16 protein-coding genes and 4 pseudogenes are annotated in these 24320 nt (G+C 68.7%); 10 read left to right on the forward strand and 10 right to left on the reverse strand.

Annotated features, from left to right (window positions below; translation table 11 throughout):
* Positions 1-320 precede the first annotated feature (320 nt).
* Entirely contained in the window at positions 321-698 is a 378-nt protein-coding gene (locus ACGFRF_RS32350) for a MerR family transcriptional regulator (protein ID WP_326623315.1), read from the reverse strand.
* Positions 699-773: 75 nt separating this feature from the next.
* Here ACGFRF_RS32350 and ACGFRF_RS32355 point away from each other — a divergent pair, with 75 nt between their 5' ends.
* A complete protein-coding gene (locus tag ACGFRF_RS32355) occupies positions 774-1502 on the forward strand; it encodes an SDR family oxidoreductase (protein ID WP_393746081.1) in 729 nt (242 codons plus the stop codon).
* 73 nt (positions 1503-1575) lie between these two features.
* Here the strand turns inward: ACGFRF_RS32355 and ACGFRF_RS32360 are convergent.
* Positions 1576-2812, reverse strand: a pseudogene (locus tag ACGFRF_RS32360) (IS701 family transposase).
* 314 nt (positions 2813-3126) lie between these two features.
* Here ACGFRF_RS32360 and ACGFRF_RS32365 point away from each other — a divergent pair.
* Complete coding sequence (locus tag ACGFRF_RS32365) at positions 3127-3816, forward strand: hypothetical protein (protein ID WP_393746083.1); 690 nt, start codon at positions 3127-3129, stop codon at positions 3814-3816.
* A gap of 27 nt (positions 3817-3843) precedes the next feature.
* Positions 3844-4977: an IS630 family transposase gene (locus tag ACGFRF_RS32370; protein WP_393746085.1), complete on the forward strand. Its 1134-nt coding sequence runs from the start codon at positions 3844-3846 to the stop codon at positions 4975-4977.
* On the opposite strand, the gene ACGFRF_RS32375 is transcribed toward ACGFRF_RS32370, so the two are convergent.
* The 4 genes and pseudogenes from ACGFRF_RS32375 to ACGFRF_RS32390 all read right to left on the reverse strand — a co-directional run bounded on the left by ACGFRF_RS32375 (position 4942) and on the right by ACGFRF_RS32390 (position 7741).
* Positions 4942-5310, reverse strand: a complete 369-nt coding sequence (locus tag ACGFRF_RS32375) for a DUF6234 family protein (protein WP_393746087.1) — start codon at positions 5308-5310, stop codon at positions 4942-4944. The two genes, ACGFRF_RS32370 and ACGFRF_RS32375, sit on opposite strands and share 36 nt — an antisense overlap.
* A 425-nt stretch (positions 5311-5735) precedes the next feature.
* A protein-coding gene (locus ACGFRF_RS32380; RefSeq protein WP_393746089.1) for an IS3 family transposase occupies positions 5736-6927 on the reverse strand; the annotation gives its coding sequence in 2 pieces (ribosomal slippage) (positions 5736-5876 and positions 5878-6927; 1191 coding nt in all).
* 56 nt (positions 6928-6983) lie between these two features.
* Positions 6984-7266: pseudogene (locus ACGFRF_RS32385) on the reverse strand (IS5/IS1182 family transposase); the annotation flags it as partial.
* A gap of 166 nt (positions 7267-7432) precedes the next feature.
* Positions 7433-7741 carry a hypothetical protein gene (locus ACGFRF_RS32390; RefSeq protein ID WP_393746091.1) on the reverse strand — a complete coding sequence of 103 codons (309 nt, stop codon included), beginning with the start codon at positions 7739-7741 and terminating at the stop codon, positions 7433-7435.
* Between the two features lie 257 nt (positions 7742-7998).
* Between ACGFRF_RS32390 and ACGFRF_RS32395 the strand changes: the two genes are divergently transcribed.
* Positions 7999-8595: a hypothetical protein gene (locus ACGFRF_RS32395; RefSeq protein WP_393746093.1), complete on the forward strand. Its 597-nt coding sequence runs from the start codon at positions 7999-8001 to the stop codon at positions 8593-8595.
* A 144-nt stretch (positions 8596-8739) separates the two neighbouring features.
* On the opposite strand, the gene ACGFRF_RS32400 is transcribed toward ACGFRF_RS32395, so the two are convergent.
* Entirely contained in the window at positions 8740-9195 is a 456-nt protein-coding gene (locus tag ACGFRF_RS32400; protein ID WP_393746095.1) for a hypothetical protein, read from the reverse strand.
* A gap of 348 nt (positions 9196-9543) precedes the next feature.
* Between ACGFRF_RS32400 and ACGFRF_RS32405 the strand changes: the two genes are divergently transcribed.
* Positions 9544-10224, forward strand: a complete 681-nt coding sequence (locus ACGFRF_RS32405) for a DUF4253 domain-containing protein (protein ID WP_393746348.1) — start codon at positions 9544-9546, stop codon at positions 10222-10224.
* Positions 10225-10268: 44 nt separating this feature from the next.
* On the opposite strand, the pseudogene ACGFRF_RS32410 reads toward ACGFRF_RS32405, so the two are convergent.
* Both ACGFRF_RS32410 and ACGFRF_RS32415 read right to left on the reverse strand, forming a co-directional pair.
* Positions 10269-10670 (reverse strand): annotated as a pseudogene (locus ACGFRF_RS32410) (transposase); the annotation flags it as partial.
* Between the two features lie 137 nt (positions 10671-10807).
* A complete protein-coding gene (locus ACGFRF_RS32415) occupies positions 10808-11656 on the reverse strand; it encodes a hypothetical protein (protein WP_393746097.1) in 849 nt (282 codons plus the stop codon).
* Between the two features lie 779 nt (positions 11657-12435).
* On the opposite strand from ACGFRF_RS32415, the gene ACGFRF_RS32420 reads away from it, so the two are divergent.
* Positions 12436-13080 carry a hypothetical protein gene (locus tag ACGFRF_RS32420; protein ID WP_393746099.1) on the forward strand — a complete coding sequence of 215 codons (645 nt, stop codon included), beginning with the start codon at positions 12436-12438 and terminating at the stop codon, positions 13078-13080.
* A gap of 14 nt (positions 13081-13094) precedes the next feature.
* On the opposite strand, the gene ACGFRF_RS32425 is transcribed toward ACGFRF_RS32420, so the two are convergent.
* Positions 13095-13466: an MBL fold metallo-hydrolase gene (locus ACGFRF_RS32425; protein ID WP_393746101.1), complete on the reverse strand. Its 372-nt coding sequence runs from the start codon at positions 13464-13466 to the stop codon at positions 13095-13097.
* Between the two features lie 700 nt (positions 13467-14166).
* Between ACGFRF_RS32425 and ACGFRF_RS32430 the strand changes: the two genes are divergently transcribed.
* From ACGFRF_RS32430 to ACGFRF_RS32445, 4 genes and pseudogenes are all read left to right on the forward strand, one after another.
* Positions 14167-18957, forward strand: coding sequence for a ricin-type beta-trefoil lectin domain protein (locus ACGFRF_RS32430; protein WP_393746103.1), 4791 nt, complete (start codon positions 14167-14169; stop codon positions 18955-18957).
* A gap of 29 nt (positions 18958-18986) precedes the next feature.
* Positions 18987-22142 carry a DUF5010 domain-containing protein gene (locus ACGFRF_RS32435; protein WP_393746105.1) on the forward strand — a complete coding sequence of 1052 codons (3156 nt, stop codon included), beginning with the start codon at positions 18987-18989 and terminating at the stop codon, positions 22140-22142.
* 363 nt (positions 22143-22505) lie between these two features.
* Positions 22506-22994, forward strand: a pseudogene (locus tag ACGFRF_RS32440) (IS110 family transposase); the annotation flags it as partial.
* Between the two features lie 273 nt (positions 22995-23267).
* A complete protein-coding gene (locus ACGFRF_RS32445; RefSeq protein WP_393746350.1) occupies positions 23268-24239 on the forward strand; it encodes an SDR family NAD(P)-dependent oxidoreductase in 972 nt (323 codons plus the stop codon).
* The last annotated feature ends 81 nt before the right edge of the window (positions 24240-24320 follow it).

Consider the following 24320-nt stretch of genomic DNA (forward strand, 5'->3'; position numbering starts at 1 on the left):
TCCCCCCCCCCCCCCCCCCCCCCCCCCCCCCCCCCCCCCCCCCCCCCCCCCCCCCCGCCCCCCCCCCCCGCCCCCCCCCCGGCCCCCCCCCCCCCCCCCCCCACGACGCGCTCCACGAAGCCTGACCGGGCCCCTGCGGGCAAGGCGGCAGTTCACTGCTGGATGAGGTCGTTCGGGAAGAGGCACGGCGGATGCTTGCCGCCGCGTTGGAGGCTGAAGTCAACGCCTTCATAGCCGAGTTGGCCGATAAGCGCGACGACAAGGGGCGGCGCCTAGTTACTCCAGCCGTAGATCGCTGGTGCGCCGTCCGACCGACGCGCCTACGGGTGCGTGTCCGTGATCGCGATGACCTCGTCGAGGCGGTCCAGGGCGGCCTGCAGGTCGTCAACCTTGGCCTGGATACGGTCGCGCTCGGCGCGCAGCATGGCTCGTTGCTCGGCGTCAGTGTGTCCGGAGTCCCAGCACGGAAGGAGTTCGGTGATCCTTCGGCTGGTGAGGCCGGCGGCGAACATCTGCTGGAAGAAGCGCACCAGGGTGACGGCGTCCTGCCGGTAGAGGCGCTGGCCGGATGGGCTGCGCTCCGCGATGAGCAGTCCCTGCTGCTCGTAGTAGCGCACGGCGCGTACCGAGACGCCGGCGCCCCGCGCCACCTCGCCGATGCGGATCAGCCGCTCGGCCGCGGCCTGCGTGACGGTCATGGTGATTCCTCTCACCCCGGTCCTGACGACCAGCACTTGCCCCTGACGTCAACGTCAGGTTTTAGCGTACCTGACATGGATATCAACAACTCAGTTGCCCTTGTCACCGGAGCCAACCGCGGCCTGGGCCGCGCCTTCGCCCAGCGCCTGCTCGAACGGGGCGCCCGCAAGGTCTACGCGACGGCCCGCCGACCGGAGACCGTGGACCTGCCCGGGGTCGAGGTGCTGCGCCTCGACATCGCCGATGCTGCATCCGTGAGGGCCGCCGCCGAGGCCGCCCCGGACGCCTCGCTACTCATCAACAACGCGGGAATCAGTACGGGGACCGACCTGGTGACCGGTTCGCTGGACGCGGTGCGGCACGAGCTGGAGACCAACATGTTCGGCCACCTGGGAATGATCCGGGAGTTCGCGCCGGCGCTCGCCAGGAACGGCGGGGGCGCGATCGTCAACGTTCTCTCCGCCATGTCGTGGTTCGGTGTTAAGGGCGCCAATGCCTACCACCTGACCAAGGCCGCCGCCTGGGCCATGACCAACGGCGTCCGCCTGGAGCTCGCCGAGCAGGGCACGCTCGTCACAGCGGTACACCTCGGCCTGGCCGACACCGACATGTCCGCGGGCTGGCCCGTGGACAAGATCGCTCCGTCGGACCTGGCCGACGCGGCGCTCGACGGTGTCGAGGCGGGCTCCGCCGAGGTCCTCGCCGACCAGTGGAGTCGGGACGTCAAGTCCCGGCTGCCGCTGACGCCGGAAGAGTTCAACGCCGCGATGGACCGCGCCCTGGCGGCGCTAACGGCGACCTGAGGGGCCCTCGGGCCACGCCGGCTTCGGTCGGTTGCTTCTGAGGTCGGCCAATTGATTCCGCAGTTGTGGATCTTCATGTTGTGGCCTCGCGTCGGCGGTAGTGGCAGTTGCGGGAGCGTGCCTGGTGTCGGCGACGCCATAGGGACCAGCGCAGGCGATGGTCGCGTTGGCCGTTCGGGGATGCGGCGGGCAGGGCGAATAGTCGCTGTATTTCGTTGCAGGTGAGGGCGATGAGTTGGGGGCCGGGTGTTCGCGATGCTCGTCGGCGCGGATGACGGCCAGGAAGGCGCGGGCGAGCATCGCGAGGGTCACCCAGCGCAGCCAGGGGGTGTGGCGGCGGACCTGGTGCTCGTCCAGGCCGGCGAGGCCCTTGCTGGCCTGGAAGGTCTCCTCGATCCTCCAGCGGGTTCCGGCGACGCAGACCAGGGCGGGCAGCGGTACTGGCCGCGGGCTGAAGCAGCGGTAGTAGGCCACCTCGCCGGTGGTGCGGTTGCGGCGGATCAGCAGCTGGCAGGTGCCCACCGAGTGGGTGGGGATCAGGCCGACGGCGGCCCAGTCGTAACGGCGCGGGCCTTTTGCGCCGGTGCCTGCGGACAGTTGCCGCCAGCCTCGTCGGGGCACCTTGCGCATCAGCACGTCGACACGGAACTTGCCAGCAGGGGTGTGTACTTCGGTGCGGCAGGAGACGGCCATGACGTATCCCGTTCCGTGCGTAGCGACCATCGACAGTAGGGCCGGGTTGCCGCCGTAGACCTCGTCGCCGGTGACCCAGCCGGCCGTGTGACCGCCGCCCAGAACCTCTCGAGCATCGCGGCGGCGAGCTGCGTCTTGGTGGCGAAACGCACCTCGTCGGGGTCCAGGCCCGCCCTGTGGCACCGCTCGGGATCGTCGGTCCATGCCCTGGGCAGGTACAACTCACGGTCGACGGCGGCGTGCCCGCGCGGCGTGGCATGGACAAGATAGACCGCGACCTGGGAGTTCTCGGTCCGCCCGGCGGTGCCGGTGTACTGGCGCTGCACCCCGACGGTCGCGTTCCCCCTCTTCACGCCGCCAGTCTCGTCGACGACGAGGACGGCCTGCTCGGCGCCCAGGTGATCGACGACGTACTCGCGCAGATCATCGCGGACTGCGTCCGCGTCCCACTTGGCCCGCTCCAACAAATGCTGCATGCCATCCGGCGTGGCCTCGCCGGCCCACTCCGCGATCGTCCAGCAGTTCTTGCGGGGCAGATCGGCCAGCAGTCCGCGAACGAACTGCCCCACCTGACGCCGGGGTTCAGAATGGGCGAACCGCCCGGCTATGCGCTCCATCAGCCCCTCGAACTCCTCGTCCCAACGGGCAGGGCCTACGCTGTGACCTGCGGCCACCGTCTGATCTTCTGTCTTCACACACGATGATCACCGGTGGCCGCACCCGTCGGCACCGCCTCACCCTCCAAGATCCACAACTGTGGCCAGCCCCTTGCTAGTGCTGCATCAGGCAACGTTCGCCCCGACCCGGCTCTGGGGAACCGGTCTGGCCCACCCGTTGTAGGAGTTGTCGGTGGCGGCTGCCAAGCTGGCGCCGATAACTCCGCTCGCAGTGATCAACTGGGGTTCCGATGCCTGATGAACGATCCGGGTCCGTGCTGTCCTCGGTCGGCTTCGACGCCGCGTGGTGCGCCACCGACCTCGGCGAGTACCGTGCCTGCCGTTACACCTATGAGCGCTACCCGTACGAGAGTCTGCCGCCGCTCGACTCCAGCCAGTTCACAGGCGCTTTCCAGTGGCTCGGTGGCACTCGAGGCCTCGACCCTGAGCAGGTCGCGAAGCTCAACGACTTGGCGGGGGATCTGGCGGCCAGGAGCCTGTCTCTGCCGCAGGACTTCGTCACTTTCCAGACCAGCGCGAATCTGTACGGCTCGCTGGACGAGGTCTCGGTGACTGGCTGCTGGACCGACATCTCGCAACCGCTACCCAGTCCGGTCGAGCCTGGTTCCTTCCTCGTGCGATTCCTGCGGGATCAGCAGGACTGCGTCATCTGGTACCTCTACCTTCGCTCCTCCGGCGAGACGTTCGTGGTGCACTCCCACCTCGACTACGAATACGAGTACGAGGCTCAGCGTGACGCGGAGGAGACAGAGAGCGACCTCGATGACGCGGAGGAGCAGAGGGCCGCGATCCTCTGGTGTGCACCGTCGTTCGAGGAGTTCGCCCATCGCTTCTGGATCGAGAATCGTCTTTGGCATGCGGTCAACGGCGGCGACATGTCCCAGCTCGCACCGCAGCTGCGTAACTACTTGCATCACTACGCACCATCTGAGATTTCCGCATGACGGTGTGTCAGGCGCGATCATGTGCGGGTGGCAGAACGAGTACGCGTCCGCGAGATCGATGACGACGAAGGCAAGCGCCTGCTGCAGATCGTGCGCCGGGGCACGGGGTCAGTGGTGAGCTGGCGGCGAGCCCAGATGGTCCTGCTGTCCGCCCAGGGCATGTCCGTGGCGAGGATCGCCAAGGTGACGTTCACCAGCGCGGACCGGGTCCGGGACGTGATCCACGACTTCAACGCCGACGGCTTCGAGTCCCTCTACCCCAAGTACAAGGGAGGTCGGCCCAAGACGTTCACGCTCCCGGAACGTCGTGAGATCAAGAAGATCGCCAAGTCCAGGCCGGCCGAGCACTGTCTGCTGTTCTCGACCTGGAGCCTGGCCAAGCTGGCCGACTGCCTGGTCGCCGAGGGGGTGGTCGACGACATCAGCCACGAGGGCTTTCGGGTCCTGCTCCGCGAGGATGGCGTCTCGTTTCAACGCGTGAAGACCTGGAAGACCTCCCGTGACCCCGACTACGCCGCCAAAAGGGCGCGCGTCGAGCACCTCTACGCGATCGCCGACGGCGAGGTGATACCCGAGGAAGGCGAGCCCGAAGTCGTGATCTGCCTGGACGAGTTCGGGCCGCCTAACCTCCAGCCTCACCCCGGTCGGCAGTGGGCCGAGCGCGGCGGACGGCACAAGGATCCCGAACGGGAACCACGGCCGCGACGGCGAGCGACCTGCACCCGACCGCACGGGGTCAGGCACCTGTTCGCCGCCTACGACCTGGGCAAGGACAAGCTCTACGGCCACATCAAGACAAAGAAGAACCGCACGAGGTTCCTGGAGTTCTGCCGCTACCTGCGCAGCCTCCACCCACCCAGGGTACGGATCGCGATCGTGCTGGACAACTTCTCCCCGCACCTGGTCACGAAGAAGGACACCCGGGTCGGCGACTGGGCCGCGGCCAACAACGTCGAGCTCGCCTACACCCCGACCAACTCCTCTTGGCTGAACCGCATCGAGGCCCAGTTCACGGCCCTGCGCTACTTCGCCCTCGACGGCACCGACCACGCCAGTCACAGGGAGCAGGGCAGCATGATCCGCCGCTACATCATCTGGCGGAACAAGCATGCCGCCGACGAACGACTACGTAAGGTAGTCGACAGGGCGAACGTTGCCTGATGCAGCACTAGTCAGAGCGAGGTGCGCGCTCATTGCTGCGGCACAGAAGGCCAATGCCGCGACAGCGGCTACGGTCTGCGTCGCCACACTCACCCGGTATCCCAGTCGGAACAAGCCGATCGCCGAGAGGAGTACCAGGCCCCCGAATCCTCCCACGTAGGCGAAAACCGGCGTCAGCGACGCGTGGGGGTCCGGCTCCAAAGGGTTGAAGTCGGTCCGCGCCAGACCGGTCAGCAGGGCAACGATTCCGACGATGGCGTCCAGTAACCACAGCAGGACGGCGAAGAGCACGTCTTCGCCCGCACCGCGGCGGGAAGGTGAATGGTCGTTCATGAGCCAAGCTTCTCCCTGCACAACAGGCTGGGGCCCGAGTACGCATACTCAGACCCCGCCGTCGATCATTGGTTCCTTACCGAGGGCGCGCTCCAGCACCTACGCATACAGCCGTGCACCGGCGATCTTCGGGTGGAAAGACGCCATACCCACTTCGAGTATGCCGGTTTTGTCTGCTGGGACAGACCGGTCTTGACGATGCCGTTCACATCCTCTGAGTCACCGCACACGGCCTTGCCCTCGAATTCGCCGCGTGGGTCGGCGAAGACCACGTCCGCGCCCGACTGGGTTCCCGCATCCGTGGCGGCGCCCTTCATCTCCTCGTCGAGGGTGTCCGCGACAGAGTTCAGCCAGGGCGCTTCCTCCGTGCCGATTCCGGGGATGCATGAGCTGCCCCGATTTTCGTAGAGTCCGGTGATCTTGTTTCAGGCGGACTGCGGGGTGGCTTCCTGTTGTCGCCACCACTCGCGTTCGTACTCGGCGGGCGGTACGTAGCCGAGGGCGGAGTGGAGCCGTTCCTCGTTGTACCAGGTGACCCATTGGAAGATCGCCCGCTCGACCTGGTCAACGTCCCGCCGGTCCTTGCATCTCGATCAGCTCGGCCTTGAAGGTGCCGTTCAGCGCCTCGGCCATCGCATTGTCGTAGCTGTCCGCGACCGAGCCGACCAAGGCTGAAGCCCCGATCTCGAACAGCCTCTCGGTATACCGAATTGATACGTATTGCGAACCGCGGTCGCTGTGATGAATGAGGCCTGAGTCCTTCTTGATCCGGCGTCTCCACAACGCCATCTCCAGTGCGTCCAACGGCAGTTCGGTCCGCATGTGGTTCGCGACCTGCCAGCCGACAATCATCCGCGAGTACACGTCCAGGACGAACGCCACGTACACCCAGCCGGACCAGGCGCGCACATACATCATGTCCGCCACCCACAGCTGATTGGGCCGCGAGGCCGTGAAGTCGCGGTCGACCAGGTCCGGCGGCCTGGGTGCCGACGGCTCCGGCACCGTGGTGCGGCGCCGCTGTCCGCGGATCACGCCCTCCAGGCCCAGCTCACGCATCAGCCGCTCGACGGTGCAGCGGGCCACGACGACGCCCTTGCGTCGCAGCGCGCGGGTGATCCGGCGGACACCATAGGTGCCACCGGACTCGGCATGGACCTGTTCGATCAGTGGCATGAGCTGCTCGTCGCGCAGTCGGCGGGCCGACTTCGGCCGCTTCTTGCGCGCGTAGTACGCCGACTCCGACAGCCCCAGCACCCGGCAGGCGAACCCGACCCCGAGACCCTTGTCCTTGAGGTGCTCGATCACCTGGTCGGCCTCGTCCGGGGACGGTCGAGTTCGCCGCGAAAACGCGCTCGCGGCCTTCAGAATCTCGTTCGCCCGCCTCAACTCCGCTGCTTCTTTGCGGAGTGGCCTCAGCTCTTCCCGCTCGGCGGTGGTCAGCCGGTCGTCGCGTTCGCCGGTGTCCGCCTCAGCCTGGCGGACCCAGCCGCGCAGGGCCTCCTTGTGGATGCCCAGGTCCTTCGCGACATGCGCGATCGGACGGCGGCCGGAGGTGCGGACCTCGCGGACGGCCCGCTCGCGGAGCTCGTCCGGGTACTTACGTGGTGCTGGCACTGCTCGTGGTTCTCCTTCGGGCCAGGATCATAAGCCTGGCTTCAGGGACTCCACCAAACCGGGGGCAGCTCACGGGTGATGGTGGAGCGGTCGACGCCGAACAACCCCAGCACCGAGTGTGGGAGGTCATGTCACAGGTGGATGAGGATGGCCACCAGTTGGTCGATGAAAACGAGTTGATGCCGGTCACCGGCACCCGCAGCCCGTTTCCTCGGCCCGCCTCGTGACGGCGGTCTTCGACTCCGCCTGCCGCGGCTGAGCCAACTCGTCGATCGGACACGTTAGATGACGCCGGGAGACACCCGTGACAGCTGATGTGCGAAGCCTCGGCCTCCGCATGTCCTCGTCCCGCACCGACAGCGCGCGGCGTCGGCGTTCGTTGCGGTTCGGCCGATGCCGTTGAGGTCCATTGGCTGGTCGGGTCGGCCTTCCCAGCCGCCTGAAGCGACGCGGCTTCCAGCCCCGTGCCTGAGACAGGCGGTCGGTGAGGTGCGCGGTACCCAGGTCAGCCCGTGTGACCTGGGTGGCCCTGAGTCAGCAGCGTGTTCCAGGCCAGGGCGAAGACGGGCAAGCCCAGTTCGGCGAGGCGAAGACGAGCGACCTTGACCTTCACCTGCGTGGCGCCGGTGGCCTCTTCGACCAGGTCGACCACGTAATACAGGTGGGTACCGATCAGAGCGTACCAGCTCCGGTTGGGGTGCGGGTCAGCTGAGTCGGCGGGAGTCAAGCGCGCAGCGGCAGCCCGGACAGCGTCTGCCGTCAGCCGGTACGTGACGTCATTGGCGGTGAAGGTCGTCTCCGTGGCGGTACGCATGGGATCGCTCCTGTCTGGGGCGGGGCCAGTGCCCTCACTCGGGGGCACTGACCGTGCGGGTGCGGCAGGCCGGAAGGAAGAGGGGCGGCGGCCTGCCTCGCGGGCGGCCCCCCTCCTTGACGTCGACTCACGGGCCGGCGTCACCTAGTTCATACCGTAAACGGCTGTGACGCCGGATCGGCGCGTCTCTCCGATATCGGGAGGCTCCCCAGGGGCGGGTCATGAGAAGGTGCGGTTCGGCCCAGCAGAGGGGGAAATTGGGACTGACCTACGGCTACGACATCTACCTGCGGCCCCAAAACGTCGCCAGGGCATTGGCCAATCTGGCCGAGCTGGCACCACCGAGCCGTGGGGTGCCGCCGCTCGAGCTCACCCTGCCCGGCGGTGACCGGCTCGTCCTCCCGTTCACGTCCCACTTCAAGAGCGAGCCGGTCGACTGCTCCACCAGCAGGACACTCGAGCTCGACACGTCCATCATGTTCGGCGTCGATGACGCAGTGCGCGAGTACGGAGAGGCACACGGCCATGAAATCGACGAGGACGGGCGAGTCAGGATCGGGTACGTCTACCTGACGATCCGGTTCGAGTCTTCGCTGCACCCTCGTTACGCGTCAGCGGAGTTCTGGGCAGCGACGTCGGCGATGAGCCGTGTGTTCGCGCGGTCGGCCCGCGTCAGGGAGGTGTTCACCGGCCTCACCGCCGCCAGCGGCGGAGTGTGCTGCCTGTTCGACACCCGCGACGGAAGCCCCGAGCAAGTGTGCTGGCTCAACGGTGAGACGACCCAGGAGATGGTCTCCAGTCCCCGCTTTCCAGATCTACGAGCCTTGTGGCGACTTGGCCCGATCCCGACGTGAGCACCGGTGTCCCTTGGCGCGGCACAACCCGGACGGGGCCTCCGGAGGCAGTCTTCAAGGGTGGCCGTGATGATAGCGGGTGTTCCCCACGCGGCCGTGCCACCGGTTCCGCCCGCCCTTCAGCACCACTGTTCTCCCGGGGGCCTACGCGGCTCCAGGAGTGGTGTGAGGTACTGGATAGCCTCTTCGACGGCCGACAGCCTTGTGTGAATGCTGCGATGTGGAGCCTGCCGGTTGGCGGATGTGGCGGGCAGCGGCCAGGAGAGCGGTGACCCGTGCGGGGTCGGTGCCGGTGATGGTGGCGATGCGGTTGATGCTCAGCCGAAGGTCGTCGTGGAGGAGCGCGGTGTCTTCGGCCGGGGTAGGCGTGCGGCCGGCGCGAGGGGCGACGGCACGGGTGTGCTTTTCCCAGGCCCAGGCGGAGGGGCACTGCTTGGTCATGACCCAGGACCATGTGCTGGCGATGAAGTCGAAGAGTTGGTCGACGCTGAGCTGGGCTTCCTCTCGTGTGAGGCGTGCGGCGGCATAGGCGTGGCAGGCCGGTCGGTGCAGGTCGTAGAAGGCGTAGGAAACGGTGGTGACGACGGCACGGCGCCGCATGGTGCTTGGAGCCGGGACGGGCGCGGTCGACCGGAGACAGGCCGACATGGGTCCCCGTTCCAGATCCCGGCATCGACAACATGACGCAGGTACTCGCCGGCCTGCTTGACGCCGGTAACTCATCAGGTTCTTCAGCGACTCGACGTCGAGTGACCGGCGCAAGGCACCTCGGAAACTGCGTCCGCCCGGATCTGGGATGCGCGGTGTCAGTGGCCGCGGCTGACGTGCGTGCGCATGTTATCGTCACTGCCCGATGGGCTTCCGCCAGGCCGTTGCTTTCCCGAAGTCGTCCGAGGCGATGCCTCGCCACCTCGCATGTGGCTGTCCGAGGAGCCGGTTTTGGATCCCGTGGGGTCCTGGACGCACTGCCAGAGTGCACGGGAGGAAACCGGACTGTGGCCACTGCTCGTCTCCACCCCATACGGACCTGGCCGGCCCACCGCCCTCGCGGCCGTCGACACCCTGGACCTTCACGCCGTGCTGGAACGGGACTGGCACTCCTATCGAGCCTTCCAGCTGAGGCAGCTTGCGGCGCCGCAAGAACCGAGGACCTACCGGAGGGCGTCGAACCCTGGGACGAGGGATCCCGGGGCGCCGTTCGACCGCTGGCCCGGCCTGGCGGCCGGCATCCCTTCTTCCCTGGCCGGAGCCGACCCTGCTGCCGCCGCCCGTACCGCCATCGCCCGGCTCATGGCCGGCCCTTACCCGCTGCCCAAGCCTCATCTGGCCCTGGTTCCGGCCACCCGCTCCGCCGACATTCCCGCGGTCATGGGCTGGCAGACGGAAGCTCCCTTGCCCCTGCTGTGCGCCCTGCTCCGCAGTTGGGAGGACCGCTTCGGTGCGCGGGTCGTCGCCTTCGACGGCGCCATGATGCACGTCTCCGTCGCCCGCCCGTCCCGGGACGCCGATCATGCCACCCACCTCGCTCTCGAACACGTGCTGACCGGCGCCGACAACATCAACGACGGCACGGTCCCGTACCCCGACTACGCCGCCTCACTCGTCGACTCCGCCCTCTGGTCCTTCTGATGGGACTGACAGCGGCCGACACAGCAAGCTGAGCTGCCGGTGTGTCGGCGTTCCCAACGGACGCGGGGTGCCCCAAGCCGTGGAGCCAGGCGAAGCTCCGCTCGATCACCCAGCGACAGGTGCCGAGCCCCGTGCCGCGTCGGGTACCGCGGCGGGCGACGGCTGGCACGATGCCACAGGCCCGGACTTGGTCGGGTATGCGTCGTGACGTAGCCACGCTCGGCGAATAGCGAGTCGGGCTTGCGCCGGGGACGGCCTACCCGGCCGCGATTGGTGGGTCCGCGTCGAGCAGCGGCAGCAGTTGGGTGACGTCGTTGCGGTTTCCGCCGGTCAGGCTGATCGCAAGCGGGGTGCCGTGCCCGTCAGCAACCAGGTGGTGTCTCGAGCCGGTCCGGCCCCCAGTCGACCGGCGAGGAACCCGTGTGGCTCCTATTGACGTCGGCGCGGTGGGTGTGAACACCGAGCCCCGCCGCCATCCTCGGCGTCTCCCTGCCTACTGTGCACGAACTCGTCAGACGTTGTGCTCTCGCGAGAAAGGGGCGCCGCGCTGATCGACGGCACCCCCCTTTCTTTCGCTGATGACTCAGACACCCAGGTAAACCGGTGCCTTCTGGACGGACTTGCCGTAGATGTGGTTGCTGACGGTGCCGTCGGCGGCCAAGACGACCAGGGTGACGTTGTCCTGGAGGACGACCGGGCGACCCTTGGCGTACGCGACGGAGAACGTGCCGTGGCTGGTGGTCAGCTGCGCCCCGTAGACACCGTTGTGCTTGACGAGCTTGACGATCGCGCCGTTGGCCAGCTTGTAGCGGCCCAGCCGGGGGCTGACGGCGGTCTCGGCGCCGGTCCAGCTGACGGTCCCGCCGACCGGGTCAAGCACCAGCGTGCGGTTGCCGAACAAAGCGGCGCCGGCGCGGGAGTGCGCGTCGAGGAAGCGCACCAGCTTGCCGTCCCGGAAGACACGGGCCTGGTGGTGGTCGGCGGAGACCTTGAAGATCTGCACGGTCGTACGTGCGTCGAGGCGCAGGGTGCGGGAGAGCGTGCCGTGCAGGGTGCAGTCGGCGGACAGAGCCGGGAAGGGCGTGGACTGCCAAGGGGTGGTCCCGCCCTGGCTGCGCTGGCCGAAGACGGGCTTGGCGGCGAGCACTCCGGTGATCTTCAGGCCGTCGGCCAGGTCGGTGGGCTTGCTCTGGTTCACGGTCGCGACGGCGTGGCCCTTGGCATCCAGGAGCGTGGCGGACGCGCCGTTGTCAGCGCTGCTGACCAGCCGAACCTTCATGCCGCCGAAGACGGAGGGGATGGTCGTGGCGGCGACACAGGCACTGCTCCCGGCCGGCGCGGACGGAGCGGCGGCATGGGCCGAGACGACAGAAGCAGTGGCGGTACCGACGAGGGCGACGGTGACGAGGGCGGTACGGAGTGCAGTACGCATGGCTGCTCCTGGCGACTTTGGCTTCTGACGTGCTGGCTACTCTGACCAGCGAGAACAAACCTAAAGATCATTCGTGCCGGATACGTCGAGTTCATGTCACAGGCACGTGACCGCGTGTCGCCCGTGGCGGCTGCGCGCTCCGGAGACGTCGCCGGGGCCGTACAACTGCCGGATGAGACCGCGTGGGACGGCGAGCTGGTCGTCTGGGACGTCGCGGGTCGGTTGGCCTTCGAGCAGTTGCAGAACCGGCGCCCCGACGCGGTGTTGGGGCGGTCCGGGCGGCGAGCGAGTGGCCGGCGTCCGGCGGCCTGGAGCGCGACGGTTAGCCAGGCTCGCCCGTCGGCTTCCCGGTCACCGCGTTCGGAGCGCCCACGGCCCGACGCGGCCGGTGCTTGGCCAGGGCTGCTCTGGGCCCGGTGCCCGTGCACGTGGTCGGCCGAGTCAGGGAGAACCTCCTCCAGCAGAGCGAGCCCGGATGTGTGGTGGTCTCGTTCAAGGTGGACTCCGGCGAGGGACCGGTGGACCGAGTCGGAGTCGTCGGTGTCGTGGGCGAGCCTGGTGAGGTCGGCGATCAGCTGCTCGTCGGTCTGCCAGCCGGCTCGCCAGGGTGCGTACCGCGGCGGCGGTGAACCAGTCGTCGCGCGGGCCCAGCAGCACGGGCGGCACGGGACCTTGCCCGTGGCCGGAGGCGCGGTCACGCTGGCGGCATGGTGAGTTCGTGGGGGCGGGCCGTGCCGCGGGCGGCCGGGCGGGCTGCGGGGTGGCTGGGAGCGTTTGCCGTGGGGTCATTCGTGGCGACCGGGTTCACCCTGTTCACGGCATGGGTGCCGCTGACGCTGTGGGCGCACGGGCACCGGAACCCGCTGGTCTTCTTCACAGCGTGCGGCGGGGTGACCGTCTGCCTGGTCGTCCCGGTGCCGGCGGCTGTGTATCTCCACTCCCGTGACTGTCAGAAGGCGTCCTACGTCGTCGGAGGCGGCGTGGGTCTACTGCTTCTCTCTGCGTACGGCGGTGTGTTGTATTTCGGGTGGCCGGACTCCGACCAGCAGGCTCTGCATGACCGCGGGATCGCGATGACCGGTGTCGTGACCAGGCAGTGGGAGTCGTCGACCCCGGACGGCACCGCTTCGGGGGTCGTCGTACGGCTGCCGGACGGGACCACGCACAAGCTCCAGGGTGAGCAGTCGCCGGTAGGAACGCGGGTCGTCATGACGGTCGACCCGCGTGGCCACGTCGACAACCGGCTGGGGCCGCCGCCGGGGGCACCGGACCATGGCGCGTTGAAGCTGTCGGCCGCCGCAGTGGCGCTCGGCTGCGTTGCGTCGTCCGCGTGCTGCGCGGGGCTTCTCACGGAGGACATGCGGCGCCGGCTGCACCGAAGGGAATCGGTCGACTGGCGGCCGACGAGGACGGGGCGGTCGTGAAGAACCGGGTCTTCTCAGCGTGGCCGCTGATCGGGTGACAGCGTGACCGGCACCGGCCCGGGGGCGGTCGCGGGTTGGCCCAGACGTCGTGGGCGCGTGTTGGGGAAGAGGGCTGCGGTGACGGTGTGGTCGGGGTGGTGGTGGCTGAAGACCACGTCGGTCACCTGCTCGGGGCTGATTCCGGCGTCGGCGAGCGGGGCGAGGACGAGCTTGCGGTCCTCGACCAAGCCGGGGTCGACGACGATCGTGTCGCCTTCGCGCAGGAGGGAGACGGTCGCGGCGACGTGCCACGGCTTCCCGCGGCCGTCCCGGTCGGTGTCGCGTGCGTCGAGGCTGTCGTAGCCGGGGGTCAGTGAAGGGGCCGTGATGACCCTCGCGGAGGGCAAGGCGTGCCGTCCGTACCGGGGGCTTCGGGGTGTGCGGAACCGCGCCCCGGCGCGGGTCTCGCGAACCGTCGGCGGGGCGGGGGCTCGCCTGCGGAGGCCATCGAATACGTGAGCGCACTGCTGAACGGTGAGGCACCCGCGCGCCTCGTGGGCCGTCGCCACCAAGGAACTCGTGGAGCCTCTCGACCCGGTACTCGCGGTGGAAACCATTCTGGGCGGGGCGGCGATCCGAGCCGATCAGGGACCTGACGGATGACTGGTGCCAGTCGCCCTGCCGATCAAGTATCAGGTCCCGTTCCTCGCCGGAAGGGGCTACGGGCCGCGGGCGTCGGTGAGGTGGGCAGCCTGGTCGACCATGCGAAGCGGTACGTGGGCCGATCCGTGCGCGCTGTCTCGTCGGTCGCGGCCTGTCTGTCCGCTGGTCGGGACGAGGACAATGCCGACATCGGAGGCGACAACGGACCTTCGGCTGCCCGGCGAATGAACGTGTGGACACGTGTGAAGCCGAAACGTGCACGTCCAGTGGATCATGTGTGACAGGGTGCACGTTGGCGAGCCGGCCGTTCCCGATAGGTGTCACGGCAGGTGTTCTCGCCGACCGGCCCGCCAAGTGTCGAGACGACCGGGGCCGGTATCTCACCTGTCTCACTCTGGAGAGAGCATGCAAGGTCCGAGACGCCGACGTGGCGGCAGGAGAGCGATGACGCTCGCCCTCGCCGTCACCGCCGGCCTCACCCTGGCGTCCCCGTACACCGCCGCAGCGGCACCGGCGGCCGCGGCCTCGGTGTCCACGCCCATCTACAAGGACACCAGTTACTCGTTCGAGGAGCGGGCGGCCGACCTCGTCTCCCGGATGACGCTGGAGCAGAAGGTCCGCCAGCTCATCACCAACGACGCCCCGGCCATCCCCAGCCTCGGCGTACAGGGCTACACCTACTGGAGCGAGGCCCTGCACGGCATCCAGTCGCTGGGCAACTCCAAGAACGCCGGGGACGACACCTCCTGGCCCGTCAAGGCCACCGGTTTTCCGACCTCCCTGGCCACCTCGATGGCCTGGGACCCCGCCCTCGAGTACCAGCAGGGCTCGGCGATCTCGGACGAGGCCCGCGGCTTCCTCGACAAGTCGCTGTTCGGGGTCGGCCGCAACAACCTCGGCAGCTCCGCCGACAACTACGGCGCGCTGACCTACTTCGCCCCGACCGTCAACAACGACCGCGATCCCCTGTGGGGCCGCCACGACGAGTCGTACGGCGAGGATCCCTATCTGCAGGGCCAGTTGGGCAGCCAGTTCGTGGACGGCTTCCAGGGGCAGAACCCCGACGGCACCTCGATCAACGGCTATCTCAAGGCCGCCGCCACGGCGAAGCACTACGCCCTCAACAACGTCGAGGACGCCCGTACCGCCATCAGCTCCGACGTCAACGACTCCCAGCTGCGCGACTACTACACCAAGCAGTTCGCCACCCTGATCGGCCAGGCCCACGTCGCCGGCCTGATGACGTCGTACAACGCGATCAACGGCACGCCGGCGGTCGCCGACACGTACACCAACAACACGCTCGCCAAGCGCACCTACGGCTTCAACGGCCTCACCACCTCGGACTGCGGCGGCGTCGGCACCACCTACAAGCTGCCCGCCGACGGCCACAACTGGGCGCCCGCGCCCTGGTCCGCCAACGGGTCCAAGACCGACCCGCAGTGGATCGACGACGAGACAGGCGACACCGTCGACGCCCGCGCCGCCGGCCAGGCCTTCGCGCTGCGCTCCGGCAACGACCTCAACTGCAGCGGCGACGAGATGACCACCGCCAACGTGATGGAGGCGGTGCGCGCGGGTCTGCTCAGCGAGGGCGTCCTCGACACCGCGCTGGTGCGGGTGTTCACCGTACGGATGAGGACCGGCGAGTTCGACCCGGCGGGCAGCGTCCCGTACACGTCCATCGACAAGTCGGTCATCCAGAGCGCCGCCCATGTGGACCTCGCGACCAAGGCCGCCGACGCGTCCATGGTGCTGCTGAAGAACAGCGACCTCGCCGCGACCGGCAAGCCGCTGCTGCCGCTGAAGGCGTCCGCGGTGAACAAGGTCGTCGTTCTCGGCAACCTCGCCGACACCGTCAGCCTCGGCAGCTACGGCAACGCCCCCGACCAGCAGATCTCGATGCGCAAGGGGATCACCGACGCCCTCAAGGCCGCCAACCCCGCGGCCACCGTCACCTTCGACGCGGCCGGCACCAGCACCACCGACACCACCGCCGTCACGCTCAGCTCCGCCACCCAGGCCGCCGTCAAGGCCGCCGACGTGGTGGTCGTGGTCGCCGGTACCGACCAGAACACCGCGAGCGAGGGCAAGGACCGCGGCAGCCTGGCCATGCCCGGCAACTACAACTCGCTGATCGACCAGGTCGTCGCCCTCGGTAACCCGAACGTGGTGCTGGACGTCCAGGCGGTCGGCGCGGTCGACATCTCGGCCCGCCAGTCCAAGGCCGCCTCGATCGTCTACAGCGCCTACAACGGCCAGAGCCAGGGCACCGCCCTCGCCGACGTCCTGTTCGGCAAGCAGAACCCGCAGGGACACCTGACCTTCACCTGGTACAAGGACGACTCCCAGCTCGCGGGCAAGAACACCTACGGGCTGACCCCCGCCGAGACGGACGGCAAGGGCCAGACCTACCAGTACTACACCGGTACGCCGTCCTATCCGTTCGGCTACGGCCTGAGCTACACGACGTTCTCCTACTCGGCCGCCACGATCGACAAGAGCAGCATCACCGCCGACGGCACCGTGAACGTCTCCTTCGATGTCACCAACACCGGTGCCGTGGCCGGAGCCACCGTCGCACAGCTCTACGCCGCGAACACCTTCACCGTCTCCGGCGTCACCATGCCCAAGCAGCGCCTGGTCGGCTTCAAGAACACCGGCGTCCTCGCGCCCGGCGAGAAGCTGCACATCACGCTGCCGGTCAAGGCGTCCGACCTGAGCGTGTGGAACCCCTCGACGTCCAAGCAGACGGTCTTCCCGGGCGCCTGGGCGCTGAAGGTGGCCTCCGACTCCGCCACCGTGCGGAGCACCGCGACCGTGACCGTCTCCGGCACCCTCACCCCGAAGGTCTCCACCGTCACGGTGCAGCCCGGCCGGTTGGTCTTCCACGCGGGTGAGACGCTCGATCTGACGAAGAAGAACCCCTGGATCAAGGACGACACCGACCCGGCCAAGGAGCAGCGGGACACCTCGATCACTGCCGACGACATCGTCGAGGCGGTCAACAACGACCAGTCGATGGTGGACCTGTCGAGCGCGTCGGTGACGTACAGCAGCAGCAACCCGGCCGTGGCCACCGTCAGCTCCTCCGGTGTGGTCACCGCGGGCGCGGACGGCGTCGCCACGATCAAGGTGACCGTCGGCGGTGTGACCGGCTCCATGGTGATGGTGGTCCAGGACTCCCTGGCCGTGCACGCCCCGCAGTTCGTGACGGCGGGCCAGCCGGCCACGGTCAGCACCACCCTCACCAACGGCACCGGCTCCGCGCTCAGCGGCGTGAGCGTCTCCCTGCCCGCCCCGTCCGGCTGGACCGTCAAGGCCACCACCGCGACCTCGTTCACGACCGTCGCGGCCGGCACCTCGGCCACCACCACCTGGCTGGTCACCCCGCCCTCAGGTGTGGCCTCCGGCACCTACCCGCTGACCGCCACCGCCACCTACAGCGGCGGCTCCTACACCGCCGACGCGACTCTGCTGGTGCCGTTCGCCTCGCAGAAGGCGGCCTACACCAACGTCGGTGTCACGGACGACTCCGACCCCACCCCCGGCAAGTACGACGGCGGCGGGTTCAGCTTCTCCGCGCAGGCCCTGGCGGCCGAGGGCCTCGCCCCTGGCAAGACGTTCACGCACGACGGACTGACCTACACCTGGCCGGACGTCGCCGCGGGCGCCCCGAACGCCATCGACACCAAGGGCCAGGCGGTCCTGATCTCCGGGACCGGCGGTGAGCTGGGCTTCGTCGGAAGCGGCACCAGCGGCCCCGCCCAGGGCATCGGCACCATCGTCTACACCGACGGCAGCACCCAGCAGTACGGCCTGAGCTTCTCCGACTGGTGGGACAACCAGAGCGTCGCCCAGGGCGGCGACCGCCTCGGCACCTACGCCTACATCAACTCCCACGACGGCAAGGTGGACCAGAAGGTCAGCCTCTTCACCACCACGGTGCCGCTCGCCGCGGGCAAGACGGTCCAGGCCGTCATCCTGCCCAAGCCGGGCGAGGCCGGCACACCGCAGGGCCACATCTTCACCATGGCCATCGGCGGCACCTCGCACACTCCGGCTCCCCAGCCGGACGGCCCGACCGGTCACATCACCGGGCAGGGCGACAAGTGCGTCGACCTGGCGGCCGGTCCCGCCGCGGGCGTCCAGGCGGTCCTCGCCACCTGCGACGACGACGCCTCCCAGCAGTGGACCATGGCCGCCGACAAGACGGTGTGGAACCAGGGCAAGTGCCTGGCCACCGCCGAAGGCGGCACCACCAACGGCACGGACGTCGTCCTCGACTACTGCGACGGTTCCAGGGACCAGCAGTGGACGGTGGATCCCACGAACGGTTACCTGGTGAACGCGCAGTCGGGTCTGTGTCTGGAGAACTCCAACGGCAGCACCGCGGACGGCAACCCGCTGATCATCTGGACGTGCAACAACGGTGACGTCGGCCAGAAGTGGAAGGTCCCGGCGGACGTGGCCGGCCCGTCGGGCCGTATCGCGGGCTACAACGGCAAGTGCGCCGAGGTGACCGGCGGCGCGACCGCGGACGGTACGGCGATCCAGCTCAACACCTGCGGGACGGGCAGCGCCCAGTCCTGGACGGCGGCCTCGGACGGCACGCTGCGGGCGCTGGGCAAGTGCATGACGGCGGCGGGCGGTGCGACGGCGGACGGTACGCAGGTCCAGTTGTCGACTTGCACGGGTGCGTCCTCGCAGAAGTGGACGTCGGACGCCAAGGGCCAGCTGGTGGGCACGCAGTCCGGCAAGTGCCTGGACGCCACCGGCCCCAGTTCCGCCAACGGCACCAAGCTCCAGATCTGGGCGTGTGCGGCTTCGGACAATCAGTTGTGGAGTGTGCCGTCGTCGCGTCCGACGGGTGTGATCAGTGGTTACGGCAGCAAGTGTGCCGAGGTCGCGGGGTCGTTGTCGGCGAACGGTACGGCGATCCAGCTCAACACCTGCGGGACGGGCAGCGGCCAGTCCTGGACGGTCGCGGCGGACAGCACGCTGCGCACGTTGGGCAAGTGCATGACGGTCGCCGGTGGCGCCACGGCCGTTCAGCTCTCCACCTGCACCGGCGCGTCCTCGCAGAAGTGGACGCCGGACGCCAAGGGCCAGTTGGTCGGCACCCAGTCGGGCAAGTGCCTGGACGCCACCGGCCCCAGTTCCGCCAACGGCACCAAGCTCCAGATCTGGACCTGCGCTGCCAGCGCCAACCAGCTCTGGAAACTCCCCTCCTGACCAGTCACCCCTTCCCACCTAGGAACATCGTGTTGCGAAGACACAGCAGCTCCGCGCTGGGCCTGGCGGCCCTCACCACGCTGGCGGCGCTGACCGTGAGTCCCACGGCCACGGCGGCCACCACCGCCGACACCCCCGTCGTGGTGCACGGCGGCACCGTCCTGCCCGGCCGGGTCGCCGGCAAGACGGGCGCGCTCGGCGTCACCTTCGGCTTCTCCGACATCACCATGGCGGGCGGCCCCTATGACCAGCCGGTCAACAAGAACTACAACCAGCCGATGTACCAGCCGAAGGCCGACGACCCGGCCTCCTTCTGGGACAACTACGTCGAGGAACTGGTCACCGCCGGCGTCGACTTCGTCGCCGTGGACCTGCGCGGCTTCGGTCCGGACAACGCCGTCCCGGACGGCGCCGGCGACCCCCGCGCCCTGACGCCGCTCATCGACGCGATCAAGCGGCGCGGCGTCGCCGACAAGCTCAAGATCGCGGCGCTGGACGACACCCCCGCCTCCCTCACCGACAAGAAGAACCGGGCCGTCCACCACACCGGTGGCTACGAGCCTCCCTTCGACGTCGGCGACGCCGACGGCACCGGCGAGGGCGGCTACAAGTACTTCTGGGACTACAACCAGCGCGAGTTCTTCTCCCGAGTCCCGTCCGACATGCTCTACAAGGTGGACGGCCGTCCGCTCATCTACGAGTGGTCGGTGAACGACTTCGCCTTCACCAACCAGGGCAACGGCAACCTCTCCAAGCTGCTCCAGTACGCCCGCAGCCACGCCAAGTCCGAGTTCGGCCTGGACCCGTACTACGTCGTCGACAGCAGCTGGCCGGACCGGGACCCGAGCGTGATCTCGCAGATCGACGGCATCAACAACTGGTTCCAGCTGCCGACGGGCTGGACCAACATGACGTACCAACCCATCATCGACAACGGGCAGTTGAAGTTCGACGGCGCCTGGGACTATCTGACCTCGGACGGTGCCGGCGACTACAAGAACACCTACCAGAGCACGTCCACTGCGGGCGCCTCGGTCACCTACTCGTTCATCGGCACCGGCATCCAGTACCTGGCCCGTACCGCGAGCGGCCAGGGCAGCGTCGACGTGTCGATCGACGGGGGCACGCCCGTCACGGTGTCGCTGTCCGGCAGCACCCTGAAGACCCAGCAGACCGTCTTCGAGAAGCAGGGCCTGACCGAGGGCACCCACACCATCAAGGTGACGAGCAAGACGGCCACGCCGGTCACCGTCGACGGCTTCAAGGTCCTCTCGAGCCGTCCGACCTCCGTCAACGGGCGCACCTACGGCGTCGCGACACCCGGTTTCCGGGTCGTCAACGACGACGTGAACATGGTGATGGACGCCGACCACGGCAATCACCTGAACCGGACGCTGGACGCCACGGTCAATGGCGGCGCGGACATCACCCTGGTCGAGGGTTTCACGGACTGGGAGGAGAACGCGATGGTCGCGCGTACGGCCGACGGCACGTACGCGGAGCGGCTGACGGACTACCCCAACCAGATGATCGACATCGTCCGGCAGTACTCCAACGACCCGTTCCCCACCTCCCTCAAGATCGAGGCGGAGACGGCGGACGCGTACAGCGGAGCCACCCCCGGCAACGACTGGGGCGTCTACCGTGGCGGCGACATCGATGTCCAGCCCACCAGTGACACCGGCGGCGGCTGGAACGTCGGCGACATCACCGCCGGCGAGACGCTGACCTGGAACAGCGAGCCCTTGCAGGGCACGGTTAAGCTCTCCGCCAGGGTCGCCACCCCCAACGACGGTGCTCAGCTCCGCTTCGTCGTGGACGGTGTGCCCGGCCCGACCGTCACCGCGCCGAACACCGGGGACTGGCAGACGTACGCCACTGTCGACGCCGGCACCTTCCAGTTCCCGGCGGGCACCCACCACACCGTGCGCCTGGAGTTCCCGAACGGCTCGCTGAACGCCAACTACTGGACGGCGACGACCCTCAGCCCGCCCGCCACTCCCGTCCCGGTCGGGCCCACCGGCCAGATCACCGGCCAGGGCGGCAAGTGCGTCGACCTGGCCGGCGGCAGCATGGCGAACGGAACCCAGGTCGTGCTCAACACCTGCGGCACCTCGACCACCCAGCAGTGGACGGTCGCCCCCGACAAGTCGCTCCGGGTCCTCGGCAAGTGCCTGACCACGCAGGACAAGGGCACCAGCAACGGCACCAAGGTCCAGATCGGCGCGTGCGACGGTTCCGAGAACCAGCAGTGGACGGTGGATTCCACGAACGGTTACCTGGTGAACGCGCAGTCGGGTCTGTGTCTGGAGAACTCCAACGGCAGCACCGCGGACGGCAACCCGCTGATCATCTGGACGTGCAACAACGGTGACGTCGGCCAGAAGTGGAAGGTCCCGGCGGACGTGGCCGGCCCGTCGGGCCGTATCGCGGGTTACAACGGCAAGTGCGCCGAGGTGACCGGCGGCGCGACCGCGGACGGAACGGCGATCCAGCTGAACACCTGTGGTTCGGGTACGCAGCAGGTGTGGACGGCGGCGTCGGACGGCACGCTGCGTGCGCTGGGCAAGTGCCTGACGGTCGCCGGTGGCGCCACGGCGGACGGAACCCAGGTACAGCTGTCCACCTGCACCGGCGCCACCTCGCAGAAGTGGACGTCGGACGCCAAGGGCCAGCTCGTCGGGACGCAGTCCGGCAAGTGCCTCGACGCCACCGGCCCAAGCTCGGCCAACGGCACCAAGCTCCAGATCTGGACCTGCGCAGCCTCCGACAACCAGCTGTGGAGTGTGCCGACGTCGCGTCCGACGGGTGTGATCAGCGGTTACGGCGGCAAGTGTGCCGAAGTCGCGGGGTCGTTGTCGGCGAACGGTACGGCCATCCAGCTCAACACCTGCGGGACCGGCAGCGGCCAGTCCTGGACGGTCGCGGCGGACAGCACGCTGCGTGCACTGGGCAAGTGCATGACAGTCGCCGGTGGCGCCACGGCGGACGGAACCCAGGTACAGCTGTCCACCTGCACCGGCGCCACCTCGCAGAGGTGGACCCCCGACACCAAGGGCCAGCTCGTCGGGACGCAGTCCGGCAAGTGCCTCGACGCCACCGGCCCGAGCTCGGCCAACGGCACCAAGCTCCAGATCTGGACCTGCACAGCCAGCGCCAACCAGCTCTGGAAACTGCCCAGCTGACACAGGGCTCGCACGAGCACCGGACCAGGCGGGAACAATTCCTGCCCGGTCCGGTGATTCGGGTGACCACCAGGTTCCCGCGCTCCGGAGGCTGCCCGCCCCCGTTATCTTCTTCGTGGTCCTGCAAGAGGGCCGCTGGCCTCCGGGTCCGGCATGACTGTTGCCCCCTGTCGCTGGGATGACCTGGGGGGGTGGTGTCACCGGGTCCGAGGGGTGCCGTCACAGACGCTGATCAGAGGTCTGGCCACCGCCCAGCCCGGCGCAATGCCGGGCCACTCGCGGGCGGCAGGTCTGCATAACGCGGATGCGCGCGAACGGCCCCGCCGCCGAGGCCGGCACGACATCGACGCATGTGGGGGCACGGTGATCGACATCGATGGGGTGGGCGTCTTCCTCGGCCTGGACGTCGGCAAGAGCAACCATCACGGCCGGGGACTCACCCCGGCCGGGAAGAAGGTCTTCGACAAGTCCCTGCCGAACGCAGAACCCTAGCTGCGGGCCGTCTTCGACAAGCTCAAGGCCAAGTTCGGCACCGTCCTGGTGGTCGTGGACCAGCCCGCCTCCATCGGCGCCCTTCCGCTGACCGTCGCCCGCGACGCCGGGTGCAAGGTCGCCTACCTGCCCGGACTCGCCATGCGAAGGATCGCCGACCTCTACCCCGGCGAGGCCAAGACCGACGCCCGCGACGCGGCCGTCATCGCGGACGCCGCCCGCACCATGCCCCACACCCTGCGCTCCCTCGAGCTCGCCGACGAGATCACCGCCGAGCTGACCATGCTGGTCGGCTTCGACCAGGACCTGGCCGGCGAGGCCAACCGCACCTCCAACCGCATCCGCGGCCTGCTCATAGAGACCGACGGTTCTCCGCTGTGTGCGGTAGGCCGACCGCCGACCGGCCGGATCGCCGAAGTGGCCTCCTCGTCAGGGTGTGTCAACTCACCGTACCGGGGCCGCAGCAGATCGCGGGTCCCGTCCTGCTGCCGCGGCATCGCGCTCGGGGTGACACCGCGAGATGTGGGCGGCCATCGCCTTTGGACGGAACAAGGACCGTACAGATCCACACCAGTCGGCCCCGGCGTGCCGGCGCTTGACTTCGAGAGCACTCCAATCCATAGCGTTCCGGACATGAGCACTACACCACAGCACAAGATCGGTTCCGGTTTCGGCGCCACCAGCACCGCCGACGACGTACTCCGGGACATCGACCTCACCGACAGGCTCGCGATCGTCACGGGCGGCTACTCGGGGCTGGGCCTGGAGACCACCCGCGCGCTGACGAAGGCGGGCGCCCGTGTCGTCGTCCCCGCCCGTCGGCCCGGCACCGCCCGGGAGGCGCTGGCCGGGATCGAGGGCGCCGAGGTGGACGAACTCGACCTCGGCGACCTGGACAGCGTCCGCGGCTTCGCCGAACGGTTCCTGGCCTCCGGCCGCACCGTCGACTTCCTCATCACCAACGCCGGGATCATGGCCTGCCCCGAGACCCGGGTCGGCCCCGGCTGGGAGGCCCAGTTCGCCACCAACCACCTCGGTCACTTCGCGCTGGTCAACCGTCTGTGGCCGGCGATCGAGCCGGGCGGCGCCCGGGTGGTCTCGGTCTCCTCCCGCGGCCACCACATCTCGGGCATCCGCTGGGACGACGTCCACTGGCGGCGCAGCTACGACAAGTGGGCCGCCTACGGACAGGCCAAGACCGCGAACGTGCTGTTCGCAGTGCACCTCGACCGGCTGGCCCGGGACGCCGGGGTGCGGGCGTTCGCCCTCCACCCGGGCGGCATTCTCACGCCGCTCCAGCGGCACCTGCCGAAGAAGGAGATGGTCGAACGCGGCTGGATCGACGAGAACGGCGAGCCGCTGAACCCGGAGGGTTTCAAGACGCCCCAGCAGGGCGCCGCCACCCAGGTCTGGGCCGCCACATCCCCGCGGCTGGACGGACTGGGCGGCGTCTACCTGGAGGACTGCGATATCGCCGAGCCCGCCGGGGAGGACGACCACGGGCGCGCCGGGGTCAAGTCCTGGGCCACCGACCCGGAGCAGGCGGCGCGCCTGTGGGAGCTGTCGGCGGGCCTGACAGGGGTGAACGCGTTCACCGGCCGGTAGCGGCCCGCCACGCGCGGGCGTCAGGAGGCGGCCGCTCAGGCACAAGATCATCCGACACCCGCAGAACTCTGCCGCCCACCA

This window comes from Streptomyces sp. NPDC048521 (assembly GCF_043199855.1).
Classification (GTDB): Bacteria; Actinomycetota; Actinomycetes; order Streptomycetales; family Streptomycetaceae; genus Streptomyces.

Excerpts from the sequence above, each read along its gene's own strand:
- ACGFRF_RS32350 (WP_326623315.1), bottom strand. The coding sequence starts at position 698 with ATGACCGTCACGCAGGCCGCGGCCGAGCGGCTGATCCGCATCGGCGAG.
- ACGFRF_RS32355 (WP_393746081.1), top strand. The coding sequence starts at position 774 with ATGGATATCAACAACTCAGTTGCCCTTGTCACCGGAGCCAACCGCGGC.
- ACGFRF_RS32375 (WP_393746087.1), bottom strand. The coding sequence starts at position 5,310 with ATGAACGACCATTCACCTTCCCGCCGCGGTGCGGGCGAAGACGTGCTC.
- ACGFRF_RS32390 (WP_393746091.1), bottom strand. The coding sequence starts at position 7,741 with ATGCGTACCGCCACGGAGACGACCTTCACCGCCAATGACGTCACGTAC.
- ACGFRF_RS32400 (WP_393746095.1), bottom strand. The coding sequence starts at position 9,195 with ATGCGGCGCCGTGCCGTCGTCACCACCGTTTCCTACGCCTTCTACGAC.
- ACGFRF_RS32415 (WP_393746097.1), bottom strand. The coding sequence starts at position 11,656 with ATGCGTACTGCACTCCGTACCGCCCTCGTCACCGTCGCCCTCGTCGGT.
- ACGFRF_RS32430 (WP_393746103.1), top strand. The coding sequence starts at position 14,167 with ATGACGCTCGCCCTCGCCGTCACCGCCGGCCTCACCCTGGCGTCCCCG.
- ACGFRF_RS32445 (WP_393746350.1), top strand. The coding sequence starts at position 23,268 with ATGAGCACTACACCACAGCACAAGATCGGTTCCGGTTTCGGCGCCACC.